Below are 23,344 nucleotides of genomic sequence, written 5' to 3' on the forward strand. Positions count from 1 at the left end.
CCTGCCCCCGGCCCTGGCGCCGCGCCTGCGACCGGGCCGGGGCCGCACAGACGACCGGGCCACTCCCGTGAGGCCGCGCTCACAACCGGCCCGACCCCGCGGGCGAGTGAGCCGAAGGGGCGCGCGGGTGCCGAAAGGGAGAACACGCGGAGGTCCCGAGGAACGAGGGACCGAGCATGATCGACCGTCGACACGCACCGAGCGCCCCGGAGGTGAACCGAGCCTCAAGAAGAAGAAACAGGCGCGTCCATGAGAATGGTGCGGCGGGGGTTCGCGGTCTGGGTGGGAAGATCGAGGGAGTGCTCCGGCTGCTCCGGCGTCTGGAGTTCCTTCGCGTTCTCGAGGTGCGCGAGGGTGGTGCGCCGGGGGTTGGCTATGTTGCGGAACATCGTCGTCGTCTTCATGTGTGGTGTCTCGACCTTGTCGGGTGCGGCGCCGCCGGAGCGGCGCGGTTGACGGAGTGCCCAGCCTTGTAAAGCGTCAGGCTAAACACCGAATTCCCGTCGAAAGCCTGGAAGACTCAACGATCAACGTGTGAGTTTCCTCACCACAGGACGGGCAATCCCGGCAATCCGGACTCCCGATCTTCGATGCGGAATCGGGCATTACACACCTGAAGCCATCATTCCGCTCCTGATCATCGCGACTGGGACACCCCCTACCCGTAAGCGACTCGTAGCGTAAAGTCCGGTTTCTCCGAGAACGGCTTCTACGACTTGTGACCCAGTGCTTACACGGTGTCATCCAGGTCACAGCCCGGTACGGGGCCCTTGTTGGAGATCCTGCACTGTGCTGGAATTCCACGGACCGCCGCAGGTTTCAGAGCCGGCGCGCATGGGCGCAACGCAGCGCCGAGTTGCGGCGGGAAAGGGGGAGCAGCGCCGGTCCATCACGACCACCATGGGGCTCGATCCAATGCCCCAAGACGCCGACACCGTCCCGCCGTACAAGCGGAGGGACGCCTGGTCCAGAGGTTGCGACGCTAGTGCAGGGACGTTTCAAGAGGGATGGCATGGGGCGTCCCCAGGCCCACCAGGGCCAAGGGGAAGCTGCATCAGAACAGGAGCCGCGCGGCGGGACCGACCGCGGCGCCTCACCCCAGCACACCCACAACCAGGGACCCACCGCGCCCGGTGACGGCGGTGAGCGCTCAGGCCGCGCCGGCGCGCGTGCTTCCGGCAGCAAGACGTCCGGCGCGAAGGCGCCCTCCGACACGGCGGGCTCCCCGGCCCAGTCGAAGGGCCCCACGGACACCGGTTCGCGAATAGCGCTGCGCAACTGGCGGATCAGCACGCGACTGGTGTCGCTGCTGACGCTGCCGGTGGTCGCGGCGACCACGCTGGGTGGACTCCGTATCAACGAGTCCATGGACGACATGAAGCAGCTGGATCACATGCAGCTGCTCACCAAGATGACGACGGAAGCGACCGAGCTGGCGCACGCGCTCCAGCAGGAGCGCGACCTGTCCGCCGGTCCGCTGGTCAACGGCGCCGTCGAGACCGACTTCAAGGTCTCCGGCCCGCGCACCCAGACCGACCGTGCCCGCAAGGCGTTCCTCGACGCCACCCGCTCGATCCCGAACAAGGACGACGATCAGGCGCTGGAGTCGATCCGCGCCAACGCCAACCAGATCGCGGTCCAGGTCAACAACCTGAAGAACATCAGGACCAGCGCCTACAAGGGGACCATCCCGAAGTCCCAGACGGTGGAGAGCTACAGCCGTCTGATCGAGTCGCTGCTGAGCCTCTCCGCGGACATGGCGCAGGCGACCAGCAACCCGGAGATGATCAAGCGGACCCGCGCGCTCGCGGCCTTCTCGTCGGCCAAGGAGTACGCGTCGATCCAGCGGGCGATCATCGCCGCGGCCCTGCCCGGCGGCAGTGACTCCAAGGCCCCCACGCTCTCCGAGAACGACCGCCTCTACGGCCAGGCGGCCCTCGAGAACGGCGAGGCCGAGCTCCGGACCTTCGGCTCCATCTACGAGGCCATCGGCGGTGACTCCCAGGAGCTGATGGCTCCGCTGGAGAACGAGAACCCGACGATCACCGCGGCCGAGCAGTACGCGAAGCGGGTCCTGAACACGGAGGGCGCTCTGAAGGAGCTGCCCGAGCGTTCCCACCTGGACTGGACCGACGACTACTCGGTCCGCATCAACGCGATGAAGACCATCGAGCAGACGCTGCTCGGCCAGATGGAGGCCGAGGCGCGCAAGCTGCGCGAGGCGTCCCAGCAGGACGCGATCATCAACGGTGCGCTGATCCTGATCGTCCTCGGTGTGTCCCTCGTCGGCGCCTTCGTCGTGGCCCGCTCCATGATCCGCTCGCTGCGGCGGCTGCAGGACACGGCGACCAAGGTCGCCCAGGACCGGCTGCCCGAGCTGGTCAAGCAGCTCTCGGAGTCCGACCCGCAGGACGTCGACACCTCCGTCGAGTCCGTCGGCGTCCACTCGCGCGACGAGATCGGCAAGGTGGCCGCGGCCTTCGACGACGTGCACCGTGAGGCGGTCCGTCTCGCCGCCGAGCAGGCGCTGCTGCGAGGCAACGTCAACGCGATGTTCACCAACCTCTCGCGCCGCAGCCAGGGTCTCATCCAGCGCCAGCTCTCGCTCATCTCCGAGCTGGAGTCGCGCGAGGCCGACCCGGACCAGCTGTCCTCGCTGTTCAAGCTGGACCACCTCGCGACCCGTATGCGCCGGAACGGCGAGAACCTTCTCGTCCTCGCCGGTGAGGAGCCGGGCCGCCGCTGGACCCGCCCCGTGCCGCTGGTCGACGTGCTCCGTGCCGCCGCCTCAGAGGTGGAGCAGTACGAGCGCATCGAGCTGGCCTCGGTGCCCGCCACCGAGGTCGCGGGCCGCGTCGTCAACGACCTCGTGCACCTGCTCGCGGAGCTGCTGGAGAACGCGACCTCGTTCTCCTCGCCGCAGACCAAGGTCCGCGTCACCGGTCACGCGCTGCCCGACGGCCGTGTCCTGGTCGAGATCCACGACACCGGCATCGGCCTCTCCCCGGAGGACCTCGCCGCGATCAACGAGCGGCTGGCGTCCCCGCCCACCGTGGACGTGTCGGTCTCGCGCCGCATGGGTCTGTTCGTGGTCGGCCGCCTGTCGCTGCGGCACGGCATCCGTATCCAGCTGCGTCCGTCCGACTCCGGTGGCACGACCGCACTGGTCATGCTCCCCGTCGACGTCGCGCACGGCGGCAAGAAGGCTCCGGCGAAGCCCGGTGCGGGCGGCCAGGGCGCCGCTCCGCCGGTCGGCGGCGGTGCTCCGGCCGGTCTGCCCGGCCGTCCCGGCGCCGCCGGCGGCGGCCGCCCGGGTCTCGGCGGCGGCAACGGCGGCCAGCCCGGCGGTGCTCCCACCGGCTCGGGCGGCACGCCCGGCGGTCTGCTCGGCGCCGGTGCGCCGCGCGGTCAGGTGGGTGCCGGTTCGGCGCCGCGTGCCGCGCTGCCCGCCCGCGACGGTGCGGGACGCCCGGTCCAGGCCCAGCAGGGACAAGGACAGCAGGGCCAGCAGGGCCAGAACCCGCAGGGACCGGGCCAGTTCGGCCAGAGCCGGCCTGCGCAGGGCCAGGGTCAGGGCCGGCACAGCCAGGGCTCGCCGCAGGACTCCTCGCGTCAGGGTGGTGGCCTCTTCGGCGCCGGCCTTGCGCAGGGCGGCGCCCCGGCCCGTAACGAGGCCCCCCAGGACGGTTTCCAGAAGAGCGGACCCGCCGGGAGCGACCGTGACCGGCAGCTGCCGGCGCCCGGTGGCCCGCGCGCCGAGCTGCCCGGTGGGCCGAGTGCCCCGCGGCGTGACGTGCCCGTCCCGCCGCGGCCGCAGCGCCCGCAGACGACCAGCTGGGGCAGCGACCAGGGGTCGCAGCAGCAGCGCCCGTCGGCGGACATGCCGCGCGGTCACGAGGACCACGACAGCAACCGCGGCCCCGGCTCGACGGCCGAGTTCGCGCGGCCCGACTTCAACGCCCCTCCGCCGCGGGCCGACCGTCCGGCCGCGCCGGGGCAGTTCGTACGCCCCGACGTGTACGGCGGCGCGCCGAACCCGGCGGGCCCCGGTCAGTACGGCCGTCAGGACGCGCAGGACCCGGCGTCCACGGCCCAGTTCGCCCGCCCCGACCTCGGGGCGCCGCAGCCGCCCGCTCCGCAGCGGCGGGACGAGTCCAGCTTCGCGCCGCCGCGTCCGGCGGCCGGGCTGCCCGCTCCGCACCAGCCGGAGGCGCTGCCGCCGGCCGGTCCGGGTGACGGCCGCACCCCGCTGTACGACACACTGGAGACCAACTGGTTCCGTGGTCCGCAGGGCGGCGGCGAACGGCCCGCCGAGCCGCCGCAGGCGCCCCAGGCATCGGCCGAGCGTCCCGCTCAGCCGATGCCGCAGCGCAGTCCCGCGCCGAACCCGGGGACCCCGGCAGGCGCTTCACCCGCGAGCGGTGCCTGGCGCTCCTCGCCCAACGACGAGTTGGTACGTCAGGCCGAGCGGGTGAAGAAGCCCGCGGCCGGCGGCGTCACCACCTCGGGTCTGCCCCGGCGGGTCCCCCGCGCCAACCTTGTGGCGGGAACCGCTCAGGAGCAGAACCACCAGGCCGGTCCGCAGGTCTCGCGTGCGCCCGATGACGTGCGCGGTCGGCTGACCAATCTCCGCCGAGGTATCCAGCAAGGCCGTCAGCAGAACAGCTCGACGACCGGAAGCTTCGACCTCGGCCCCTCTCACCAGCAGGAGCTTTAGTGAGCCCGATGAGCCAGGCGGCGCAGAATCTGAACTGGTTGATCACCAACTTCGTGGACAACACCCCAGGGGTGTCGCACACGGTGGTGGTCTCCGCCGACGGTCTTCTGCTGGCGATGTCCGAAGGTTTCCCGCGCGACCGCGCCGATCAGCTGGCGGCCGTGGCCTCCGGTCTGACGTCGCTGACCGCGGGGGCGTCCCGGATCTTCGAGGGCGGTCCGGTGAGCCAGACCGTCGTCGAGATGGAACGGGGTTTCCTGTTCCTGATGTCCGTGTCCGACGGGTCCTCGCTGGCCGTGCTCGCGCACCCGGACTGCGACATCGGCCTCGTGGGCTACGAGATGGCTCTCCTGGTCGACCGGGCCGGCAGCGTCCTCACGCCGGACCTGCGCGCCGAGCTCCAGGGAAGCCTGCTCCACTGATCCCCGAGCGCGAGCCGTACCCCACGCAACGGCTCGCCGTCCGCCACCGCACCGTCCCAGCACGGCCGCCCACGGCCCCCCACCGGCCCAACCAGACGGCACAGCCGACCACTTGCTGTCACGCCCGGAGGATTCATGACCCCGCCACCCGCCTCTCACGATCCGTACGGCACGTCGGTAGACGCGTACGGGGACGAGGGCGACCAGCCGCTGGTGCGTCCGTACGCCATGACCGGCGGACGGACCCGGCCGCGCTACCAGCTCGCCATAGAGGCGCTGGTCAGCACCACGGCCGACCCGGCTCTGCTCGCCGGGTTGCTTCCCGAGCACCAGCGGATCTGCCATCTGTGCCGGGAGGTCAAGTCGGTCGCCGAGATCTCGGCGCTGCTGTCGATGCCGCTCGGTGTCGCGCGGATCCTCGTCGCGGACCTGGCGGAGGCCGGCATGGTGGCCATTCACCAGCCGGGCAATGGAGAGGCCGGCGGGACGCCGGATGTGACACTGCTCGAAAGGGTGCTCAGTGGACTTCGGAAGCTCTAGCGGCGGTGCGGCGCGGTCGACCACCAGCGCGAAGATCGTGGTGGCGGGCGGCTTCGGCGTGGGCAAGACCACGTTCGTCGGCGCCGTCTCGGAGATCAACCCGCTGCGTACCGAAGCCGTCATGACCTCCGCCTCGGCGGGCATCGACGACCTCACCCACACCGGCGACAAGACGACCACCACCGTCGCCATGGACTTCGGCCGCATCACGCTCGACCAGGACCTCATCCTCTACCTGTTCGGCACCCCCGGACAGGACCGCTTCTGGTTCATGTGGGACGACCTCGTCCGCGGCGCCATCGGCGCCGTCGTCCTCGTCGACACCCGCCGCCTCGCCGACTGCTTCCCCGCAGTCGACTACTTCGAAAACTCAGGACTCCCCTTCGTCATCGCCCTCAACGGCTTCGACGGACACCAGCCCTACAACCCCGAAGAAGTCCGCGAAGCACTCCAGATCGGCCCCGACACCCCCATCATCACCACCGACGCCCGCCACCGCGCCGACGCCAAGAGCGCCCTCATCACCCTCGTCGAACACGCACTCATGGCCCGGCTCAAGTAGTTTGGCCAAGTAGACAGCGCAATACGGCGGTTGTCGTAGTTGGCGCTGGGGCGGGCTGTGTCTTTTGACACGGCCCGCCTCCGTGTTCATAACATTTCGACAGAGAATTCCGGTGCAATGGACACCCGACGCACACGCGCGGTACCACTGCGCTCACCTGAGCCTCGCCTTTTGCCGGGGCTCGTTCTTTATGCCCGTTTTATGAGGGGCATGGGTCACTCGGAATCACTGATTCCGAGTGTTTGGATGGGAGCCGCTCGACGTGCTGGAATTCCTCGAACTGCCGAGTAGTACGGCTCTGAACGAAACACGGCACAGCGTAGGTGCCGACGCCGAGAGGTTGTTGGTCGAGTGAGGCGAAGCAATACGAGCTCCGCAGAGCAACAGGCACGGGGCAACTTCACCCCGCCGCCGCGCACCGTGGCGTCGCCTGCGGACGCGGTGGGAGCTTCCGGCACGTCCCCGGCCGTCGGCGGTTCCGGCGGTGAATCCAGCCGTCTGTCCCCGCGCAACTGGCGGGTGCCCACCCGACTGAACGCGATCCTCCTCATACCCGTGATCGTCGGGCTGATGATGGGCGGCTTCCAGGTCAAGCAGTCGATCGACACCTGGAGCGAGGCGCAGGACGCGGAGAAGACGGCGCTGATCGTGCGCGCCGCCGCCGAGTACGGCCAGGCCCTCCTCAACGAGCGCGATCTGACCGCTCAGCCCCTGCTGCTGGCGACCAGCGAGGACGACCGCCAGGCCTCGGTCGTCACCGACGCCTACAAGAACACCGACGCGGCCCGGGTCAAGTTCGACGAGGCCATCGAGGACATGCCCGACGGGCAGGGCCTCGAGCGCCGTCTCCAGCTGTTCAAGCAGGAGGAGCCGAAGCTCGCCGACCTGCGCAAGGCGGCCTACACCAAGGCCCTCGACCCGGTGAAGACCGAAGAGGGCTACGTCCAGATCCAGCATGTGCTGATGGAGTTCGCCAACGAGCTCGGCCTCGGCACCGGCAACGTCACCAGCTACGGCCGTACCGTCTACGCGGTCCAGCTCGCCAAGGCCGCCGCCTCGCTCCAGCGCTCCATCGGTCTGCACCTGCTGGTGCGGCCGAGCAAGGACGAGAAGGTCCTCGCGAAGCAGACGATCGCCTTCAACTCGTACAACTACCTCGAGCAGATCGCGATCGGCGAGTACGTCTCCGGCGGTACGGAGGCCGACACCGTGCGGCTCAAGGAAGTCATGACGGGCAAGGCCACCGAGGGCGGCAAGCGCCTGGCGGCCGCTGGTCTGAACCCGCCCAAGGGCGCCGACGGCTCCGTCTTCACCGGCATGGCCACCGCGATCGGCTCCGGCACGGCCCCCGACAAGCTGGCCGAGCGGGACGTCACCCCGCAGACCTGGATGGGCGCCGCGACCGCCAAGTTCGAGGGCTACACGGAGATCGAGAACGATCTCGTGGACCGGGCCGTGGAAGAGGCCGCCCAGATCTCCGACGACGCCCGCAACGACGCCATCACCACCGGCGCCATCGTCGTCGTCGCCCTGCTCGCCGCCTTCATCCTGGCCGGCCTCATGGCCCGCCAGATGAGCCGCTCGATGCGCCAGCTGCGCACCGCCGCCTTCAGCATCGCCGAGCAGCGGCTGCCGATGCTCGTCGACCAGCTCTCCCGCACCGAGCCGGGCCGGGTCGACACCCGCGTCCAGCCCATCCCGATCAACACCCAGGACGAGATCGGCGAGGTCGCCCGCGCCTTCGACCAGGTGCACCGCGAGGCCGTCCGGCTCGCCGCCGAGCAGGCCATGCTCCGGGGCAACGTCAACGCGATCTTCACCAACCTGTCCCAGCGCAACCAGTCACTGATCGAGGGCCAGCTGACCCTGATCACCGACCTGGAGAACAACGAGGCCGACCCGGACCAGCTGGAGAACCTCTTCAAGCTGGACCACCTGGCGACCCGCATGCGCCGCAACGGCGAGAACCTCCTCATCCTCGCCGGCGAGGAGCCCGGCCGCCGCTGGAACCAGCCCGTCCCGCTGGTGGACGTGCTGCGCGCCGCCTCCTCCGAGGTGGAGTCCTACGAGCGCATCGAGCTCACCGGCGTACCGGAGACCGAGATCCACGGCCAGGCCGTGACCGACCTCGTGCACCTGCTGGCCGAGCTGCTGGAGAACGCCACCACGTTCTCCTCCCCGCAGACCAAGGTCCGCGTCACCGCGACCCGGCTGCCCGACGGCCGTGTGATGGTCGAGATCCACGACAAGGGCATCGGCCTCACCGCCGAGGACTTCGCGGACATCAACCACAAGCTGGCCAACCCGCCGACCGTGGACGCCGCGGTCTCCCAGCGCATGGGCCTGTTCGTGGTCGGCCGGCTGGCCGACCGGCACGGCATCCGCGTCCAGCTGCGCCCCTCCGGCGAGCAGGCCGGCACCACCTCGCTGGTCATGCTCCCCGACGCCATCACCCACGGTGGCGGTGGCGAGGCGCTGCCCGAGGACGACTTCACGGTCTCGCAGATCATCCCTGAGCAGCAGGCGTACGAGCCGCCGACCTTCGAGGCGGCGCCGATGCGCACCGCGGCGGAGCTCGGCTTCGACGACTCGCGCTACGAGCAGCCCTCCGAGGACGCCTCGCAGCTCGACCCCGTGGGCCGCTCCCTGATGCGCGAGGAGCGCCGTGCGGCCCTGGAGGCCCAGGCACAGGGCGGCGAGCGGCCGCTGTACCGGGACAAGACGTCCTACGACCAGCAGGAGTCCCCGCAGCAGCCGCAGCAGGACTACGGCTCCGAGTACGGCCAGGAGTACGGCCAGGGCTACGCGCAGGACCAGCAGCCGGCGTACGACCAGAACCAGCAGTCCGGTTACGACCAGTACCAGGGCGGCTATCAGGAGGCGTACCGGCCGGCTGCCGGCGGCTACCCGGAGCACAGCGGCGGCCAGGACGGCCAGAGCGCATATGCGGAAGCCACATACCAGGAGCCGCAGAGCACCGAGCCGCAGTACGACGGCCAGTACAACACCCAGTCCCAGCAGGGCGGGTGGCCCGACCAGAGCAGCTATCAGGACGCGTACGAGCCGGAGTACCGGACCGAAGCGGAATCTTCGCCCGGCGCTCCCGCGAACGGCTCGGAACGCGTAGGCTTCGACCGTCCGGGACCGTCTCCGAGCAGCAGTCACGCGCTGACGGATGCGGGCCTTCCGCGGCGTGGCAGCAGCCAGGCGCCGTCGGCACAGCAGTCGCAGCACCAGCCGCCGCAGCCTCAGCAGCCGCAGTGGCAGCAGCAGGCCCCCGAGCAGGCTCCGTCCGCGGAGCAGAACGGGCAGGCGGCGGAAGGCAGCGACGGCGACGCGGGCGGCCTCGGCGACGGCGACGGCGACGCGGGCTCCGAGCCCGACTCCTGGCGTTCGGCCAACGACGAGCGCTGGCAGCGGGCGGAGAAGCTCCGCGACCCGAAGGCGGGCGGGGTCACCTCGTCCGGCCTTCCCCGGCGGGTGCCCAAGGCCAACCTGATCGAGGGCACGGCCGAGCAGACCCCGCAGGGCGGCCCGCAGGTCTCCCGTGCCCCTGAGGACGTGCGCGGCAGGTTGAGCAACCTGCGGCGCGGTGTCCAGCAGGGACGCAGCGCGGGAACGGACACGAACGGACCGGGCCGCGGCCCGGGCAGTACCTACAACCAGGAGCGTTAGTGTGAGCCCGATGAGCCAGGCGGCGCAGAATCTGAACTGGTTGATCACCAACTTCGTGGACAACACCCCCGGGGTGTCCCACACCGTGGTGGTCTCCGCCGACGGACTCCTGCTGGCGATGTCCGAAGGGTTCCCGCGCGACCGCGCCGATCAGCTGGCGGCCGTGGCCTCCGGCCTGACCTCGCTGACCGCGGGAGCGTCCCGGATCTTCGAAGGCGGCGCCGTCAATCAGACGGTGGTGGAGATGGAGCGCGGCTTCCTCTTCATCATGTCCATCTCCGACGGCTCCTCGCTGGCCGTCCTGGCCCACCCCGAGGCCGACATCGGCCTCGTGGGCTACGAGATGGCCCTCCTGGTCGACCGGGCCGGCAGCGTCCTCACCCCGGACCTGCGCGCGGAGCTCCAGGGAAGCCTGCTCAACTGAGCGCTCGTGCTTCTTGATCAGTAGACAGACAGTGCGTTTCACGCCACCGCACCGCTAAGGTGCGGTGGCGCGGGCTCCACAGGGACAGGAACCGGCGGCAGGCAGTCGGAGGAGGAAATCGTGGCAACACCCCCAGGCGGGCGCCCTTACGAGGGTGGTCATCAGCCGTACGGTGAGCACACAGACAACGGCTTCAACTTTCCTCCGACGCCCGGCAGAGAGGGCTCCCAGCAGCCCTACCAGCAGCCGCAGTCGCCGTACCAGCCGTCCTACGACCCCTCGTACGGTCAGCAGCAGCCGGGGCCGCAGGGCCCCGGAGGACAGCACAGGAACCGGCCAGGGGCGCCGCGGCGGGCACAGGAGTCCTCCAACGCGTCGTCCGGCGGTTCCGGCCGGCACAACCCGCTGGTGCGTCCGTACGCCATGACCGGCGGCCGGACCCGGCCGCGATACCAGCTCGCCATCGAGGCGCTGGTCAGTACGACGGCCGATCCGTCAAGGCTGCAGGGGCAGTTGCCCGAGCACCAGCGGATCTGCCGGCTGTGTTTCGAGATCAAGTCGGTGGCTGAGATCTCGGCACTTCTCTCCATCCCCCTCGGCGTTGCCCGGATCCTCGTCGCCGACCTGGCGGAGGCCGGACTTGTCGCCATTCATCAGCCCGGCGGCGACGAGTCCGCCGGCGGCCAGCCAGATGTGACACTGCTCGAAAGGGTGCTCAGTGGACTTCGCAAGCTCTAGCGGCGGTGCTGCCCGCTCAACCACCAGCGCGAAGATCGTGGTGGCGGGCGGCTTCGGCGTGGGCAAGACCACGTTCGTCGGCGCCGTCTCGGAGATCAACCCGCTGCGTACCGAAGCCGTCATGACCTCCGCCTCGGCGGGCATCGACGACCTCACCCACACCGGCGACAAGACGACCACCACCGTCGCCATGGACTTCGGCCGCATCACGCTCGACCAGGACCTCATCCTCTACCTGTTCGGCACCCCCGGACAGGACCGCTTCTGGTTCATGTGGGACGACCTCGTCCGCGGCGCCATCGGCGCCGTCGTCCTCGTCGACACCCGCCGCCTCGCCGACTGCTTCCCCGCAGTCGACTACTTCGAAAACTCAGGACTCCCCTTCGTCATCGCCCTCAACGGCTTCGACGGACACCAGCCCTACAACCCCGAAGAAGTCCGCGAAGCACTCCAGATCGGCCCCGACACCCCCATCATCACCACCGACGCCCGCCACCGCGCCGACGCCAAGAGCGCCCTCATCACCCTCGTCGAACACGCACTCATGGCCCGCCTGCGGTAGCCGGCCGGGGGCCCCTGTCCCGCCCCGCCCTCGTGCGACAAAGCCCCCGTGGGCTCCCTGTGGAGCCCACGGGGGCTTTTCGTTGCCCCGGTTGCCCCTGGGCGGGCGGGGCGGTTCGGGGCCGCGCTGTGGGTTCCGGGGGCCGCTGCGCCGCAGGGACGCGGAAGACCCCGCACACGGTCGTGTGCGGGGCCTCACGGGGTCGGTGCGTCAGCCCTGCCAGCTGTGGGAGGGCCGGAAGCCGCGCTGGCGCTCCAGACGGCGCCAGCCGGCCGTGGTGCGGCCGCGGTGGGCCGGGGCCGTGTCGGGCTGGGCGGCCGCGCGGGCCATCAGGACCGCGGTGATGGCGGCCAGTTCCTCGGGGTCGGCCTGGCCCTTCTCGACACGGAGGAGGGAGGCGGGGTCGGTAGGAGTGCTCATGGTCGGGCTCCAGTCCAGTCGCAGGGTCACTGCGGGGGGTTGCCGTGCTTGCGGGACGGCAGGTCGGCGTGCTTGGTGCGCAGCATCGCCAGCGAGGCGATGAGGACCGACCGGGTCTCGGCCGGGTCGATGACGTCGTCGACCAGGCCGCGCTCCGCGGCGTAGTACGGGTGCATGAGTTCGGCCTTGTACTCCTTGACCATGCGCGCGCGCATGGCGTCGGGGTCCTCGGCGTCGGCGATCTGGCGGCGGAAGATGACGTTCGCCGCGCCCTCCGCGCCCATGACCGCGATCTCGTTCGTCGGCCAGGCGTAGGTGAGGTCCGCGCCGATGGACTGGGAGTCCATGACGATGTAGGCGCCGCCGTACGCCTTGCGCAGGATCAGCGAGATACGGGGGACGGTGGCGTTGCAGTACGCGTAGAGCAGCTTGGCGCCGTGGCGGATGATGCCGCCGTGCTCCTGGTCGACGCCGGGCAGGAAACCGGGCACGTCGAGCAGGGTGAGGATCGGGATGTTGAACGCGTCGCACATCTGCACGAAGCGGGCGGCCTTCTCGGACGCCTCGATGTCGAGCACGCCGGCGAGGGACTGCGGCTGGTTGGCGACGATGCCGACGACCTGGCCGTCGAGGCGGGCGAAGGCGCAGATGATGTTGCGGGCCCAGCGCTCGTGGACCTCGAGGTACTCGCCGTCGTCGACGAGCTCCTCGATCACCTTGGCCATGTCGTAGGGCCGGTTGCCGTCGGCGGGGACCAGGTCGAGCAGCACGTCCGAGCGGCGCTCCGCCGGGTCGTCGCAGGAGACCGTGGGCGGGTTCTCGCGGTTGTTCGAGGGGAGCATCGACAGGAGGAAGCGGACCTCGGCGATGCAGGTCTCCTCGTCGTCGTACGCGAAGTGCGCCACGCCGCTCGTCTCGGCGTGGACGTCGGCGCCGCCCAGGCCGTTCTGGGTGATCTCCTCGCCGGTGACCGCCTTGACCACGTCCGGACCGGTGATGAACATCTGCGACGTCTCACGGACCATGAACACGAAGTCGGTGAGCGCGGGACTGTAGGCCGCGCCGCCCGCACACGGCCCCAGCATCACGCTGATCTGCGGAATCACACCCGAAGCACGGGTGTTGCGCTGGAAGATCCCGCCGTAGCCCGCGAGCGCGCTGACACCCTCCTGGATCCGGGCGCCCGCACCGTCGTTCAACGACACCAGCGGCGCACCCGCCGCGATGGCCATGTCCATGATCTTGTGGATCTTGGTGGCGTGCGCCTCGCCCAGCGCACCGCCGAAGACCCGGAAGTCGTGCGCGTACACGAAGACCGTCCGGCCCTCCACCGTGCCCCACCCCGTGACGACACCGTCGGTGTACGGCCGCTTCGCCTCGAGACCGAACCCGGTGGCACGGTGACGCCGCAGCTGCTCCACCTCACGGAACGAACCCTCGTCCAACAGCAGCCCGATCCGCTCCCGGGCCGTCAGCTTGCCCTTCGCATGCTGCGCCTCGGTCGCCTTCTCACTCGGTCCCCGCAGCGCCTGCTCACGGATCTCGTGCAGCTCGGCCACACGGCCGCGTGCGTCGCTCGGCTCGCTGGTGGTCTCGTCCAAAACGGTCATGCATCGAACCCTACGGATCCGACCAAGGAAACCCCGCCGTCGACTCCGTACAGTCTCCTGCCTGTTCTCCTGTGGGAGTTTCACAGAACCATTGCGCACAGAGCGCCAACCGCCAGCTCAGACGGGTGTGGCTTTGTTGAGGTCCGACAAGCCGGTCGGCCGAGAGTCACGTCACAGCCACGCCGGGGGGTGTGCGCTGCTCGGGTTAATCCGGGCGGGCGGCCCACCGTACCGGGCCGACCGCCGACGGCGATCACCCAGGTCCGTGGTGACGACTTGTGAAGACGCGGCCACTCTGAGAGCGCTCTCAGTCATATCTCTTGACGTCGGCCGGACCCATGGCAACAGTGAAACTCCCCCACAACTCCCCCCACAGCACCAGGAGTTCATCCTGTGATATCCCGTCGACTCTTTCTGACCGGCGCCGCCGCGACCGCGACCGCGCTCGCCCATCCCGCCTGGGGAAGCGCTCTCAGCCCCGACGCGGACGCCGCGCCCGCCACCTGCGAGCTGGCCCTGGAGAACAAGTCGCTGTCGGGCACGGTGCACGCCTATGTCACCGGCCACGAGGACGGCTCCGGCGACTGGGTGCTGCTGCGCGCCGACGGCAGCGTCCACAAGCCGGCCAACCCCCCGGCGCCGCAGACCCCGCTGGGCGTGGACTGCGCCATCCCGCTGAAGGGCGCCGGCGAGGGGCCCGTCGTCCTCACGCTGCCGCGGATGTTCGGGGCGCGCGTCTACTTCGTGCGCGACGGGAAGCTGGACTTCTTCGTCAACCCCGGCCCGTCGTTGGTCGAACCGGCCTTCGCCACACCCGCCGACCCCAACTACGGCCGCACCTGGTCGTTCTGCGAGTTCACCTTCAACGCACAGCAGCTCTACGCCAACATCAGCTACGTCGACCTCGTCACCGCGCTGCCCATCGGCCTCACCCTGACCGGCGACGCGACCCACGCCGTCGCCCCACTGCCGGAGGGGGCCATGGAGCGGATCGCGGACGATCTCACCGCCCAGGCGGCGAAGGACGGTCAGCCCTGGGACAAGCTGGTCATCCGCGGCGGCGACGGCAGGGTCCTGCGCGTCACCTCCCCGCAGGCGGTCATGGCGCCGTACTTCGACCGGCCGGACGAGATGCCGTTCCGGGACGCCTTCGCCGGCTACATCGAACGGGTCTGGGAGAAGTACCGCTCGGAGGACCTGCGGGTGGACCTCCAGGGCGGCCGGGGCGTGCTCGCCGGGCGGGTCAGCGGCGACATGCTGACCTTCCAGGGCGGCCACACCTTCACCAAGCCGTCCTCGCGTGACGTCTTCACCTGCAACCACGGGCCGTTCACCAACGACCCGAGCGACCCGGACGACAGGAAGGCGCTGGTGGCGCGGATCTCCGCCGCCTTCAACCGGACGACCCTGCTGACCCACCCCGACCAGCCGAACGGCGCGACGGCGGCCGACTACTACCGCGACCCGTCTGCCAACCACTGGGCGCGCGCCGTCCACACCCACGCGCCCATCGGCTACGCCTTCCCGTACGACGACGTCCGCCCGGACGGGCAGCCGGACGTCTCGGGTGCGGCGCACGACGGAAACCCGCGGCGGTTCACGGTGAGCGTCGGGTCCTGATCCTTCGTATTCCCCAGCAAGCCCGTGCGGGCGTCCGGTCCGGGGGGCCGGACGCCCGCACGTCGCGTTCCAGGAGCGGCGCACGACGTCACGATGCGGCACATTCCGAAGATGTTGAATGTTGAACAGAATGCCGCTACAGTCGAAGTCGTTGAAGCTTGAACGACCGCGCGGGGGGCTCCCCCGGCGCCCGTCCCCACAAGGAGCAGTCATGGGCCTCTTCACCCGCAAGAACGACACCGCCAGCGTCACCACCGCGGTCGCCGCCGTCGACCCCGCCCTCGCGGCTCTGACCGGCGAGTACACGATCGATCCCGCGCACAGCAGCATCGGCTTCACCGTCCGGCACGCCATGGTCACCAACGTCCGCGGCGGCTTCGCCCAGCACGAGGGCACCCTGCGCCTCGACGGCACGGACCCCTCCCGCTCCACCGCCTCCATCGACGTCGACATCGCGTCCGTCGACACGGGCATGGCCGACCGTGACGCCCACCTGCGCGGCGCCGACTTCTTCGACGCGGAGAAGTTCCCGAAGATGAGGTTCCGCTCCACCGCGGCCGAGCAGCTCGGCGGCGACAAGTACCGGATCACCGGCGACCTGACGATCAAGGACGTCACGCGCCCGCTCGCCATCGACCTCGAGTTCCAGGGCGCGGCCACCGACGTCTACGGCAACGAGCGCGTCGGCTTCGAGGGCGGCGCCGAGATCCTTCGCTCCGACTGGGGCCTGACCTGGAACGCGGCGCTGGAGGCCGGTGGCGTGATGGTCAGCGACAAGGTCAGGCTGACCTTCGACATCTCCGCGATCAAGGCCGCGCCGGCCGCCTGACCGACCGACCGCGCGCACGCACGCACCGCCACGGCGGGGCCGGGAATCTCCCGGCCCCGCCGGCGTGCGTCCTGCCCCGGGCGGCGCCGGGGCGGCGGATCAGAGTCCGCCGGTGTGGAGCAGGCGGTTGGGCGAGCCGGGGCTGATGCCGGTCACCACGTCCTTGGTCGACTTGTCGACGAGCCAGCCCGCCACCTCCGTCGCGGTCGCCGTCGGATGCTCCGACTTGTAGAGGGCGGCGACGCCCGCGACGTGCGGGGACGCCATCGAGGTGCCGTTCAGGGCGACACTTCCGCCGCCGAGCTTGGCGGACTCGATCGAGGCCCCGGGGGCGTAGAGCGCCAGGCAGGCGCCGTAGTTGGAGAAGTCGGTCTCCTGGTCCGAGGAGTTGGTCGCGCCCACGGTGAGCACCCGCTCCGCGGAGGCGGGCGAGACGTTGCAGGCGTTCTGCGCCTCGTTGCCGGCCGCGACGACGGGGAGGACGCCGCTGTCGGCGAGGGCGTCGGCCGCGTTGTTCACGGCGGTGGACTTGTCGCCGCCGAGCGAGGCGTTGAGCACGGCCGGCTGCACGGCATTGGCCGCCACCCAGTCCATCCCGGCGATGACGCCCGACACGGTGCCGCCGCCCTCGCAGTCCAGCACCCGGACGCTCACCAGCGACGCCTTGGTGGCCACGCCGTACGTCCTGCCGCCGACGGTGCCCGCGACGTGGGTCCCGTGGCCCTGGCAGTCCTGGCCGCGGCGCCCGTCGCCGACGGCGTCGTAACCGAACGCGGCCCGGCCGCCGAACTCGCTGTGCGCGTAGTCGATGCCGGTGTCGAGGATGTACGCGTTGACGCCCTGGCCGTTGCCGGCCGTGGTGAAGTCGCCGTCGAGCGGCAGCTCCCGCTGGTCGATCCGGTCCAGGCCCCAGGAGGCGGCCGGGGCGAGCGACGCGGGGGCGCCGGTGACGGCCTTGACGGTGGCATCCTCCTCCACGGCCACGACGCCGGGCATCAGCCGGACCTGCCGCAGCTGCTCGGTGGTCAGGTCGGCCGCGAACCCGCGCAGCGCCGCCCGGTAGGTGTAGAGCGCCTTGACGCCGACCTCCCCCGTCATCGCCGCGGTGTCGGCGGTGTCTGCGAGGGTCACGATGTAGCGCCCCGGCACGGCGTTCGCCGACCGGTGCAGCGGGGCGATCTCGGGGGCGGGTGCGGCGGACTGGGCGGTGGCGGACAGCGGTCCGGCCGTCGCCAGCAGGGCCGTGACGGAGACGGCGGCGAAGGCTCTGAGCCTGGTTCGGTTGCGCATACGATCGAGCCAAGCACGGAGCGTAATGGATTCCTACTGTCCGTAGCGGAGTTCCGTCGTATGCCCACACGGTTGCCGTACAGGCGTCCTGCCGGCCGCGGCTGTCGGCAGCCGTTTCTAGAAGCCGCCGCCGTCGAAGCCGCCGAAACCTCCGCCGCCGAAGCCGCCACCCCAGTCACCGCCGCCGCCTCCGCCGAAGTCGGACGCGTCGAAGTCACCGCCCGAGACGTCGCCGCCGCCGTATTCACCGCCGCCGAACTCGCCGGCGCCGTAGCCGGCCGCGTAGGCGGGGGTGGCGAGCATGTGGCCGAGCATGGTGCCCATCAGCAGGCCGGGAAGGATGCCGCCGCCGAAGTAGCCGCCGGCCCAGGGGCCGTACGCCGGTCCCGCCTCCCAGTAGGGGCGGCGGCCGTAGCCGGTCTCGACGGTGCGGGCCATCGGGTCCCGGCCTTCCTCGACGCGGGCCGCGTCCGCCGCGCACACCGGGACGTCACGGACCGCGCCGCCGGCCGGGGCCCACGAGATGTCCTTGACCGACAGCCCGTGGCGCGGGTCGAAGAAGCAGGGCGCGCGGCGCTCCGGCAGGGGCCGGCCCTCACGGCGGGCGGCCAGGACGGCGAGCGAGAACCGGCCGTCGTCCAGCGCCTCGGTGACGCCGCGGACGTCCCCCGGATGCTGCGCGGCGCCCATCCGGGACTTCGCGGTGTCGTACGAATCGAGGGCCCGCTCGTAGTCGCCGCGCATGGCGTCGTCCGCGCCCTTCTCCGAGGGGTGGAAGTCCAGCCGGTCCAGCTCCTCGCCGAAGGCGGTGATGTCCTCGTCCACGACGACCCGGAGCTGCTCCAGGGCCGCGCGCTCCTCCTCCGCCTTGCGGCGGCGCTTGGCGCGGACGATCGCGTAGGCGCCCGCGCCGCCGGCGGCCGCGAGCCCGCCGAGGACGATCAGGCCGCCCGCGCCGGAGTCCTCGCCGTCACCGGAGCCCGGGTTCCAGGAGGCCGGTGCGCTGCCCCTGACCTGCGGCAGGGCCTGGTCCACGAAGTTCTCGAGCTGGGTGGCCGCGTCGACCGGTCCGCCGCCCTTCACCGCGCTGGTCAGATTGTCGACGGCCCGGCCCGGCATCACGACGGAATCGGCCCCGGCGTCGAAGCCGTCGCCGAGGCGCACGGCGTACAGGCCGGTGATGCCGGTCTCGGTGCGCAGATTGCGCAGCAGGTCGTCCGGCGGGAACTCGGCGGTCTTCGGCAGCACCGCCACGAAGACCGGCTTGTCCGCCTCCTCGATCCGGTTCGCCAGAGCGTCCGCCTCGGCCCGCGGCATCTCGTCGGCCATGGCCGGGTGGACGTAGACCGGGCCCTGTTTCAGGGCGTCGGCGGCATCCGAAATACCTGAAGCCTTGACCGCCGCGCCGGACGCCGGGGCCAGGATCAGGAGCAGGAACAGGGTCAGCCCCGAGAGGGCCGACACCAACGTGAACGGCCGTATCCTCATACCCCGAAGGTACTCCAACCGGGCCAATCGGGGCATCCGACCGGACCGGGAAACGACTCGGCGGCGGCATCCGCCCTGCCGGACGCCGCCGCCGAGGATCTGGTCAGCCCGCCCGGTAGGCGGCGGTCAGCTTGGCGACCGCCTCCGAGGGCCGGCCGGTGAGCAGCAGGTGGTCCGCCTCGGCGAAGGGCTTCGCCGACGCCTCCGTGATGTCCTGGCCGATCTTCTGCTGGACGATCAGCCGTGCCGTGCCGACCACCTTCCGCGCCTGCTCCGATCCGCCCTGGCCGGCCGCCTGGAGGACCTTCGCCGCGACGGCGAGCGCCTTGAGGGTCCGCTCACCGCCGCCGGGGGTTCCCCGCAGCGTGGTCAGGCCCCAGCCGTACGGGAACTGCGGGTCGTACGCCGCGTCGCCGACGTTGACCGGCAGCTGCGCCTCGGACCTGGGCCAGGTCACCGGGAGCTGCCCGGTGAAGGGCCGCCTGCCGTACAGGACGTCCGCGACGCCGTCGCCCTCGGTGCCCGGCAGCCAGGAGGCGACGAGCGCGTCGATTCCGTCGAGCCGGTCGCCGATCAGCTGCGGACGGCCGGAGACGACCAGGACGGCGCACTCCATCGCGGCGCACACCGTGTCGACGGCCGCCCGGTCGGCGGCGGTCAGCTCCAGGTCGTGGCCGTTGCCGACGTCGCCCAGGCCCTCCGCGTACGGGGTCTCCCCGACGACGACCACGCCGACGTCGTAGCCGTCGGTGGCGGCGGAGGAGTCCTTCGAGTAGTCGATGACGGCGTCGGGCGCGGCCTTCCTCATGCCCTCGAGGATCGTGGTGCCGGTGGTGATCGCGCCGGAGGAGCCCTGCCAGCTGATGGTCCAGCCGCCGGCCTGGTTGCCGAGGTCGTCGGCGTTGGACCCGGCGACGTACACCTTCTGCGACTGCTTCAGCGGCAGCACGCCGCCGTCGTTCTTCAGCAGCACCTGGGACTTGGCGGCGGCCTCACGGGCCACCGCACGGTGCTCGGCGGAGCCGATGGCGTCGATATGGGTGGTGTCGGCGTAGGGCTGCTCGAAGAGGCCCAGCTTGAACTTCTGGGTCAGGATGCGGGACACCGCGTCGTCGATCCGCGCCTCGCCGATGCGCCCGGCGCGGACCTCGTCCTGGAGCGTCCTGGTGAAGTCCTGGTAGTCGGTCGGGACCATGATCATGTCGAGGCCGGCGTTGACGGAGGTGCGCACGTCGCTCGGGTAGTCGCCGGGGATCTGGTCGATGGCCTGCCAGTCGCTGATGACGAAGCCGTCGAAGCCCATCCGGTCCTTGAGGATCCCGTTGATCATCTCGGCGTGGGCATGCATCTTCACCGGGCCCGCACCGTCGCCGATGACGTCGAGCGACGAGTACGAGGGCATGACCGTGCCGGCGCCGCGCTTGACGGCCTCCGCGAACGGCGCGAGGTGGACGGTCTCCAGCTCCTCGCGGGTGACCCGGGTGACGCCCTGGTCGATGGTGTACGAGCCGGTCGTCGACGAGCCGAACTCCGTGCCGCCGTCGCCGACGAAGTGCTTGGCACTGGTGAGCACCTTGTCGTTGCGGTCCAGGTCCTTGCCGTTGCGGGCGCCCTGCATGCCCTGGATCACCGTCTCCATGGCGGTCACCAGGGCCGGGTCCTCGCCGAACGCCTCGTAGGAGCGGCCCCAGCGCTCGTCGCGGGTCACGCACAGGCAGGGCGCGAAGTCCCACGGGATGCCGGTGGCGCGCACCTCCTTGGCGGTGATCGCGCCGGTCCGCGCGGCCAGCTTCGGGTCGCGTCCGGCGCCGATGCCGATGTTGTGCGGCATGATCGTCGAGCCGATGACGTTGTTGTGTCCGTGGACCGCGTCCACGCCGTAGATCAGCGGGATCTGGAAGCGGGTGGCCTGCGCCCGGAGCTGGTAGGCGTCGACCATCCCGGCCCACGCCTCCGGCGTGTTCGGGGTGGGCACGGATCCGCCGCCGGACAGCAGCGAGCCGAGGTCGTAGGCGGCGATGTCGCCCTGCGACCTGAGGGCGTTGCGCTCGGCCTGCGTCATCTGACCGGCCTTCTCGGCGAGCGACATCCGCGAGAGCAGGTCGGCGACGCGCTTCTTCACCGGCAGCCTGGGGTTCTGGTACGGCAGGCCGTGGGCGTTGACGACGACCTGGGGGGTCTCCGCGGGCGCCTTGGCGCCGGTGACGGTCAGGGTGAGCGGGATCGTCTCCGCGGACTCGGCGGCCCGGTCCTTCGTGGTGGCGACGGAGACCGTGCGGGAGGCGCCGGAGGCGGTGCCGGCCGGGAAGGTGACGGAACCGGTGACCGGCTCGTAGTCCTCGCCGGGCTCGGCGCTGCCGCCGCCCGTCGCGTACTCGACGGTGACGGGCTCCTCGGTCGGCCCCGATCCGGTGGTGGCGACGGAGATCTTCACCTGGGCGGTGCCGCCCTCGTCCACGGGGTGGACGGCGGCGCCGGTGACGACCTTGGCCTTGAGTGCGGGGTCGGCCTTGCCGTACAGCTCCAGGCCGTCCATGGCGAAGGCGCCGGGGGCGCCGGTGGGGAGGGTGAGCGCCCAGCCCCACATCTCGTTCAGGCCGAGGACCTGGTCGATGCCGCCGACGGGCTGGTAGTCGGCGCGGTAGACGAAGTCGGCGAACGGGATCTCTACGAGGTGCCAGCCCTCCCAGTCGTCGGTGAACGACGTCGTCCACAGCTCGGACGCGCCGCCGGACGTGCCGCCGTCCTTGATCTCGAAGTTGACGCGCTTGCCCGAACCGGGCGGCAGCGGCGCGGTGTTCTGGCCGTACCACCAGAAGCGGACGCCCTTGTGCGCGGTCCAGTCACGGGGCTGCTCGTCGACGGCGTACTCGTGGCTGAGGCCGCCCCAGCCGCTGATGTCGTAGCTGCCTTCGAGGGCTTTGCCGCCCTCGGGGGCGTCGGCCCGCTCCTTGATCTGCAGGGTGGGCCGGTCGTCGCTGTCGCTGCCCCAGGTGAAGATGCCCTCGGCGGGCGGTTCGGCGAACGGGACCTCTCCCTCGAACCGGTCGACGGGCACCGGCGACGGCTCGTCGGCGGCGGTGGCGGCCGCGCTCGGCAGTGCTCCGGCGAGCAGCGAGCCGAGTACGGCGGTGGCCGCGATCAGGGCCGTACCGGCCCGACGCGGTCCGGGCCGTGGTCTTGGCCGGCGGGTTCCTGGCATGTGCGGCTCCTTCTGTACGGGACGGCCCCGCCGGTGGCGGGGGTGTACGGGCGGCCGTCGACGGCCGGGGCGCACGGGACCCCGGGGAGGGCCTTTCGCGCGGGCGTGCGGGTGGTCGGGGCGTGCCGGGGCGGTGCGGCCGGCGCTGTCGGCACCCGGCGCTGTGCGCGACGCCGGGGCCGGTTCAGCTGCCGGGGGCCGAGCCGCGGACGACGAGTTCGGTGGGCAGCACGACCGGCTCGTTTCCGATCGCCTCCCCGGCGAGCCGGGCGAGCAGCAGCCCCGCCGCCGTTTCGCCCATCCGCCGCATCGGCTGGCGCACCGTGGTCAGCGGGGGCGCGGTGTGCCCGGCCATGGGGATGTCGTCGAAGCCGACGACGGCGATGTCCTCGGGGACGCGACGGCCGGCGGCGCGCAGGGCGCGCAGCACGCCCGCCGCGATGAGGTCGTTGTGCGCGAAGACCGAGTCGAAGGACAGCCCGGCCGCGAGTGCCTGCTCGACGGCGTGCCGGCCGGACGCCTCCGTGAACTCGCCCTCCACGACGAGATCCGTGGGTAGGACGCCGGCGAACCCCTCGGTCCGGTCCCGTACGCAGCCGAAACCGGCCGGGCCGGTGACGAGGAGGGGCCGGGTGCGTCCGGCGCCGAGCAGATGGCGGGCGGCCGACGCCCCGCCCTCCCGGTTGGTGGTGGCGACGGACGGGAACTCGGGGTGGTGGCCGCGGTCGTCGATCAGGACGACGGGCAGGCCCCGCCGGTGCATCGCGGTGATGGTGTCGAGGGTGTTCTCCGGTTCGATGACCAGGAGTCCGTCGAACGCCCGGGCCGAGACCTGGCTGACGAAGTGGTCGACGGACTCGGCGCCCCGGTTGCAGGTGAACAGCAGCAGGCCGTATCCGGCGGCCTCGACCGTGTCCACCACGCCCTGGAGCACCTCCCCCATCCACGGCCAGGTGAGCGGCGGCGTCAGCATCGCGACCGTACGGCTGCGGCCGCGGGCCAGACCGACCGCGCCGGAACTCGGCACATAGCCGAGGGAATCGATCACTTCACGAACACGGGCGGCCGTGCCGGCGTCGACATCGGCCTTGGTGTTCAGCACCCGGGAGACGGTGGTCTTGCTGACCCCCGCCTCACGTGCGACCTCGGCGATGGTGACACGCATCGAAGGGCCTCCGCGTCGAGTCCTGGTACCGGTACCGGAACCGCTGCCGGAACCGGTTCCGGCGATGTGCGGTGAGTCAA

At 71.1% G+C, this 23,344-nt stretch carries 17 protein-coding genes; 10 read left to right on the forward strand and 7 right to left on the reverse strand.

Going from position 1 to position 23,344, the window contains the following annotated elements; genetic code table 11:
- Positions 1-224: 224 nt before the first annotated feature.
- Entirely contained in the window at positions 225-404 is a 180-nt protein-coding gene (locus ACFYOP_RS10635; RefSeq protein WP_356895536.1) for a hypothetical protein, read from the reverse strand.
- Positions 405-1,012: 608 nt separating this feature from the next.
- On the opposite strand from ACFYOP_RS10635, the gene ACFYOP_RS10640 reads away from it, so the two are divergent.
- The 8 genes from ACFYOP_RS10640 (at position 1,013) to ACFYOP_RS10675 (ending at position 11,640) form a co-directional block, all read left to right on the forward strand.
- A complete protein-coding gene (locus ACFYOP_RS10640; RefSeq protein WP_356895534.1) occupies positions 1,013-4,717 on the forward strand; it encodes a nitrate- and nitrite sensing domain-containing protein in 3,705 nt (1,234 codons plus the stop codon).
- Between the two features lie 8 nt (positions 4,718-4,725).
- The gene (locus ACFYOP_RS10645) at positions 4,726-5,139 is read left to right on the forward strand and encodes a roadblock/LC7 domain-containing protein (protein WP_005311457.1); all 414 of its coding nucleotides are present in this window, start codon (positions 4,726-4,728) and stop codon (positions 5,137-5,139) included.
- Positions 5,140-5,274: 135 nt separating this feature from the next.
- Positions 5,275-5,679: a DUF742 domain-containing protein gene (locus ACFYOP_RS10650; protein WP_005311458.1), complete on the forward strand. Its 405-nt coding sequence runs from the start codon at positions 5,275-5,277 to the stop codon at positions 5,677-5,679.
- Positions 5,660-6,241, forward strand: coding sequence for an ATP/GTP-binding protein (locus tag ACFYOP_RS10655; RefSeq protein WP_356895532.1), 582 nt, complete (start codon positions 5,660-5,662; stop codon positions 6,239-6,241). The genes ACFYOP_RS10650 and ACFYOP_RS10655 overlap by 20 nt, the downstream gene beginning before the upstream one ends.
- A 351-nt stretch (positions 6,242-6,592) precedes the next feature.
- Entirely contained in the window at positions 6,593-9,916 is a 3,324-nt protein-coding gene (locus tag ACFYOP_RS10660) for a nitrate- and nitrite sensing domain-containing protein (protein ID WP_356895530.1), read from the forward strand.
- A 10-nt stretch (positions 9,917-9,926) separates the two neighbouring features.
- Positions 9,927-10,340, forward strand: a complete 414-nt coding sequence (locus ACFYOP_RS10665; protein WP_005311461.1) for a roadblock/LC7 domain-containing protein — start codon at positions 9,927-9,929, stop codon at positions 10,338-10,340.
- Between the two features lie 120 nt (positions 10,341-10,460).
- Positions 10,461-11,078: a DUF742 domain-containing protein gene (locus ACFYOP_RS10670; RefSeq protein WP_356895527.1), complete on the forward strand. Its 618-nt coding sequence runs from the start codon at positions 10,461-10,463 to the stop codon at positions 11,076-11,078.
- Positions 11,059-11,640 (forward strand): ATP/GTP-binding protein, encoded by a 582-nt coding sequence (locus tag ACFYOP_RS10675; protein ID WP_050791473.1) that lies wholly within the window; start codon positions 11,059-11,061, stop codon positions 11,638-11,640. Before ACFYOP_RS10670 ends, ACFYOP_RS10675 begins: the two co-directional genes overlap by 20 nt.
- A gap of 210 nt (positions 11,641-11,850) precedes the next feature.
- Here the strand turns inward: ACFYOP_RS10675 and ACFYOP_RS10680 are convergent, their stop codons facing one another.
- Together ACFYOP_RS10680 and ACFYOP_RS10685 are read right to left on the reverse strand one after the other, a co-directional pair.
- Positions 11,851-12,060 carry an acyl-CoA carboxylase subunit epsilon gene (locus ACFYOP_RS10680; RefSeq protein WP_356895525.1) on the reverse strand — a complete coding sequence of 70 codons (210 nt, stop codon included), beginning with the start codon at positions 12,058-12,060 and terminating at the stop codon, positions 11,851-11,853.
- Between the two features lie 26 nt (positions 12,061-12,086).
- Entirely contained in the window at positions 12,087-13,670 is a 1,584-nt protein-coding gene (locus ACFYOP_RS10685; protein WP_388451274.1) for an acyl-CoA carboxylase subunit beta, read from the reverse strand.
- A 393-nt stretch (positions 13,671-14,063) separates the two neighbouring features.
- On the opposite strand from ACFYOP_RS10685, the gene ACFYOP_RS10690 reads away from it, so the two are divergent.
- Together ACFYOP_RS10690 and ACFYOP_RS10695 are read left to right on the forward strand one after the other, a co-directional pair.
- Entirely contained in the window at positions 14,064-15,290 is a 1,227-nt protein-coding gene (locus ACFYOP_RS10690; protein ID WP_356892943.1) for a glycoside hydrolase family 64 protein, read from the forward strand.
- A 211-nt stretch (positions 15,291-15,501) separates the two neighbouring features.
- The gene (locus ACFYOP_RS10695; RefSeq protein WP_356892941.1) at positions 15,502-16,119 is read left to right on the forward strand and encodes a YceI family protein; all 618 of its coding nucleotides are present in this window, start codon (positions 15,502-15,504) and stop codon (positions 16,117-16,119) included.
- Positions 16,120-16,218: 99 nt separating this feature from the next.
- On the opposite strand, the gene ACFYOP_RS10700 is transcribed toward ACFYOP_RS10695, so the two are convergent.
- From ACFYOP_RS10700 to ACFYOP_RS10715, 4 genes are all read right to left on the reverse strand, one after another.
- Positions 16,219-17,409, reverse strand: a complete 1,191-nt coding sequence (locus ACFYOP_RS10700; protein WP_356892939.1) for a S8 family peptidase — start codon at positions 17,407-17,409, stop codon at positions 16,219-16,221.
- A 117-nt stretch (positions 17,410-17,526) separates the two neighbouring features.
- Positions 17,527-18,897, reverse strand: coding sequence for a hypothetical protein (locus tag ACFYOP_RS10705; RefSeq protein ID WP_356892937.1), 1,371 nt, complete (start codon positions 18,895-18,897; stop codon positions 17,527-17,529).
- 103 nt (positions 18,898-19,000) lie between these two features.
- Positions 19,001-22,099: a glycoside hydrolase family 3 N-terminal domain-containing protein gene (locus ACFYOP_RS10710; protein ID WP_356892935.1), complete on the reverse strand. Its 3,099-nt coding sequence runs from the start codon at positions 22,097-22,099 to the stop codon at positions 19,001-19,003.
- Between the two features lie 184 nt (positions 22,100-22,283).
- The gene (locus ACFYOP_RS10715; protein ID WP_356892933.1) at positions 22,284-23,264 is read right to left on the reverse strand and encodes a LacI family DNA-binding transcriptional regulator; all 981 of its coding nucleotides are present in this window, start codon (positions 23,262-23,264) and stop codon (positions 22,284-22,286) included.
- Between the last annotated feature and the right edge of the window lie 80 nt (positions 23,265-23,344).

Source organism: Streptomyces sp. NPDC006294 (genome assembly GCF_042870895.1).
Classification (GTDB): domain Bacteria; phylum Actinomycetota; class Actinomycetes; order Streptomycetales; family Streptomycetaceae; genus Streptomyces.

Bases quoted from the DNA above. Each gene is read 5' to 3' on its own strand.
- ACFYOP_RS10635 (WP_356895536.1), bottom strand. From the start codon at position 404: ATGAAGACGACGACGATGTTCCGCAACATAGCCAACCCCCGGCGCACC.
- ACFYOP_RS10640 (WP_356895534.1), top strand. From the start codon at position 1,013: ATGGGGCGTCCCCAGGCCCACCAGGGCCAAGGGGAAGCTGCATCAGAA.
- ACFYOP_RS10645 (WP_005311457.1), top strand. From the start codon at position 4,726: ATGAGCCAGGCGGCGCAGAATCTGAACTGGTTGATCACCAACTTCGTG.
- ACFYOP_RS10650 (WP_005311458.1), top strand. From the start codon at position 5,275: ATGACCCCGCCACCCGCCTCTCACGATCCGTACGGCACGTCGGTAGAC.
- ACFYOP_RS10665 (WP_005311461.1), top strand. From the start codon at position 9,927: ATGAGCCAGGCGGCGCAGAATCTGAACTGGTTGATCACCAACTTCGTG.
- ACFYOP_RS10680 (WP_356895525.1), bottom strand. From the start codon at position 12,060: ATGAGCACTCCTACCGACCCCGCCTCCCTCCTCCGTGTCGAGAAGGGC.
- ACFYOP_RS10685 (WP_388451274.1), bottom strand. From the start codon at position 13,670: ATGACCGTTTTGGACGAGACCACCAGCGAGCCGAGCGACGCACGCGGC.
- ACFYOP_RS10695 (WP_356892941.1), top strand. From the start codon at position 15,502: ATGGGCCTCTTCACCCGCAAGAACGACACCGCCAGCGTCACCACCGCG.
- ACFYOP_RS10700 (WP_356892939.1), bottom strand. From the start codon at position 17,409: ATGCGCAACCGAACCAGGCTCAGAGCCTTCGCCGCCGTCTCCGTCACG.
- ACFYOP_RS10705 (WP_356892937.1), bottom strand. From the start codon at position 18,897: ATGAGGATACGGCCGTTCACGTTGGTGTCGGCCCTCTCGGGGCTGACC.
- ACFYOP_RS10710 (WP_356892935.1), bottom strand. From the start codon at position 22,099: ATGCCAGGAACCCGCCGGCCAAGACCACGGCCCGGACCGCGTCGGGCC.
- ACFYOP_RS10715 (WP_356892933.1), bottom strand. From the start codon at position 23,264: ATGCGTGTCACCATCGCCGAGGTCGCACGTGAGGCGGGGGTCAGCAAG.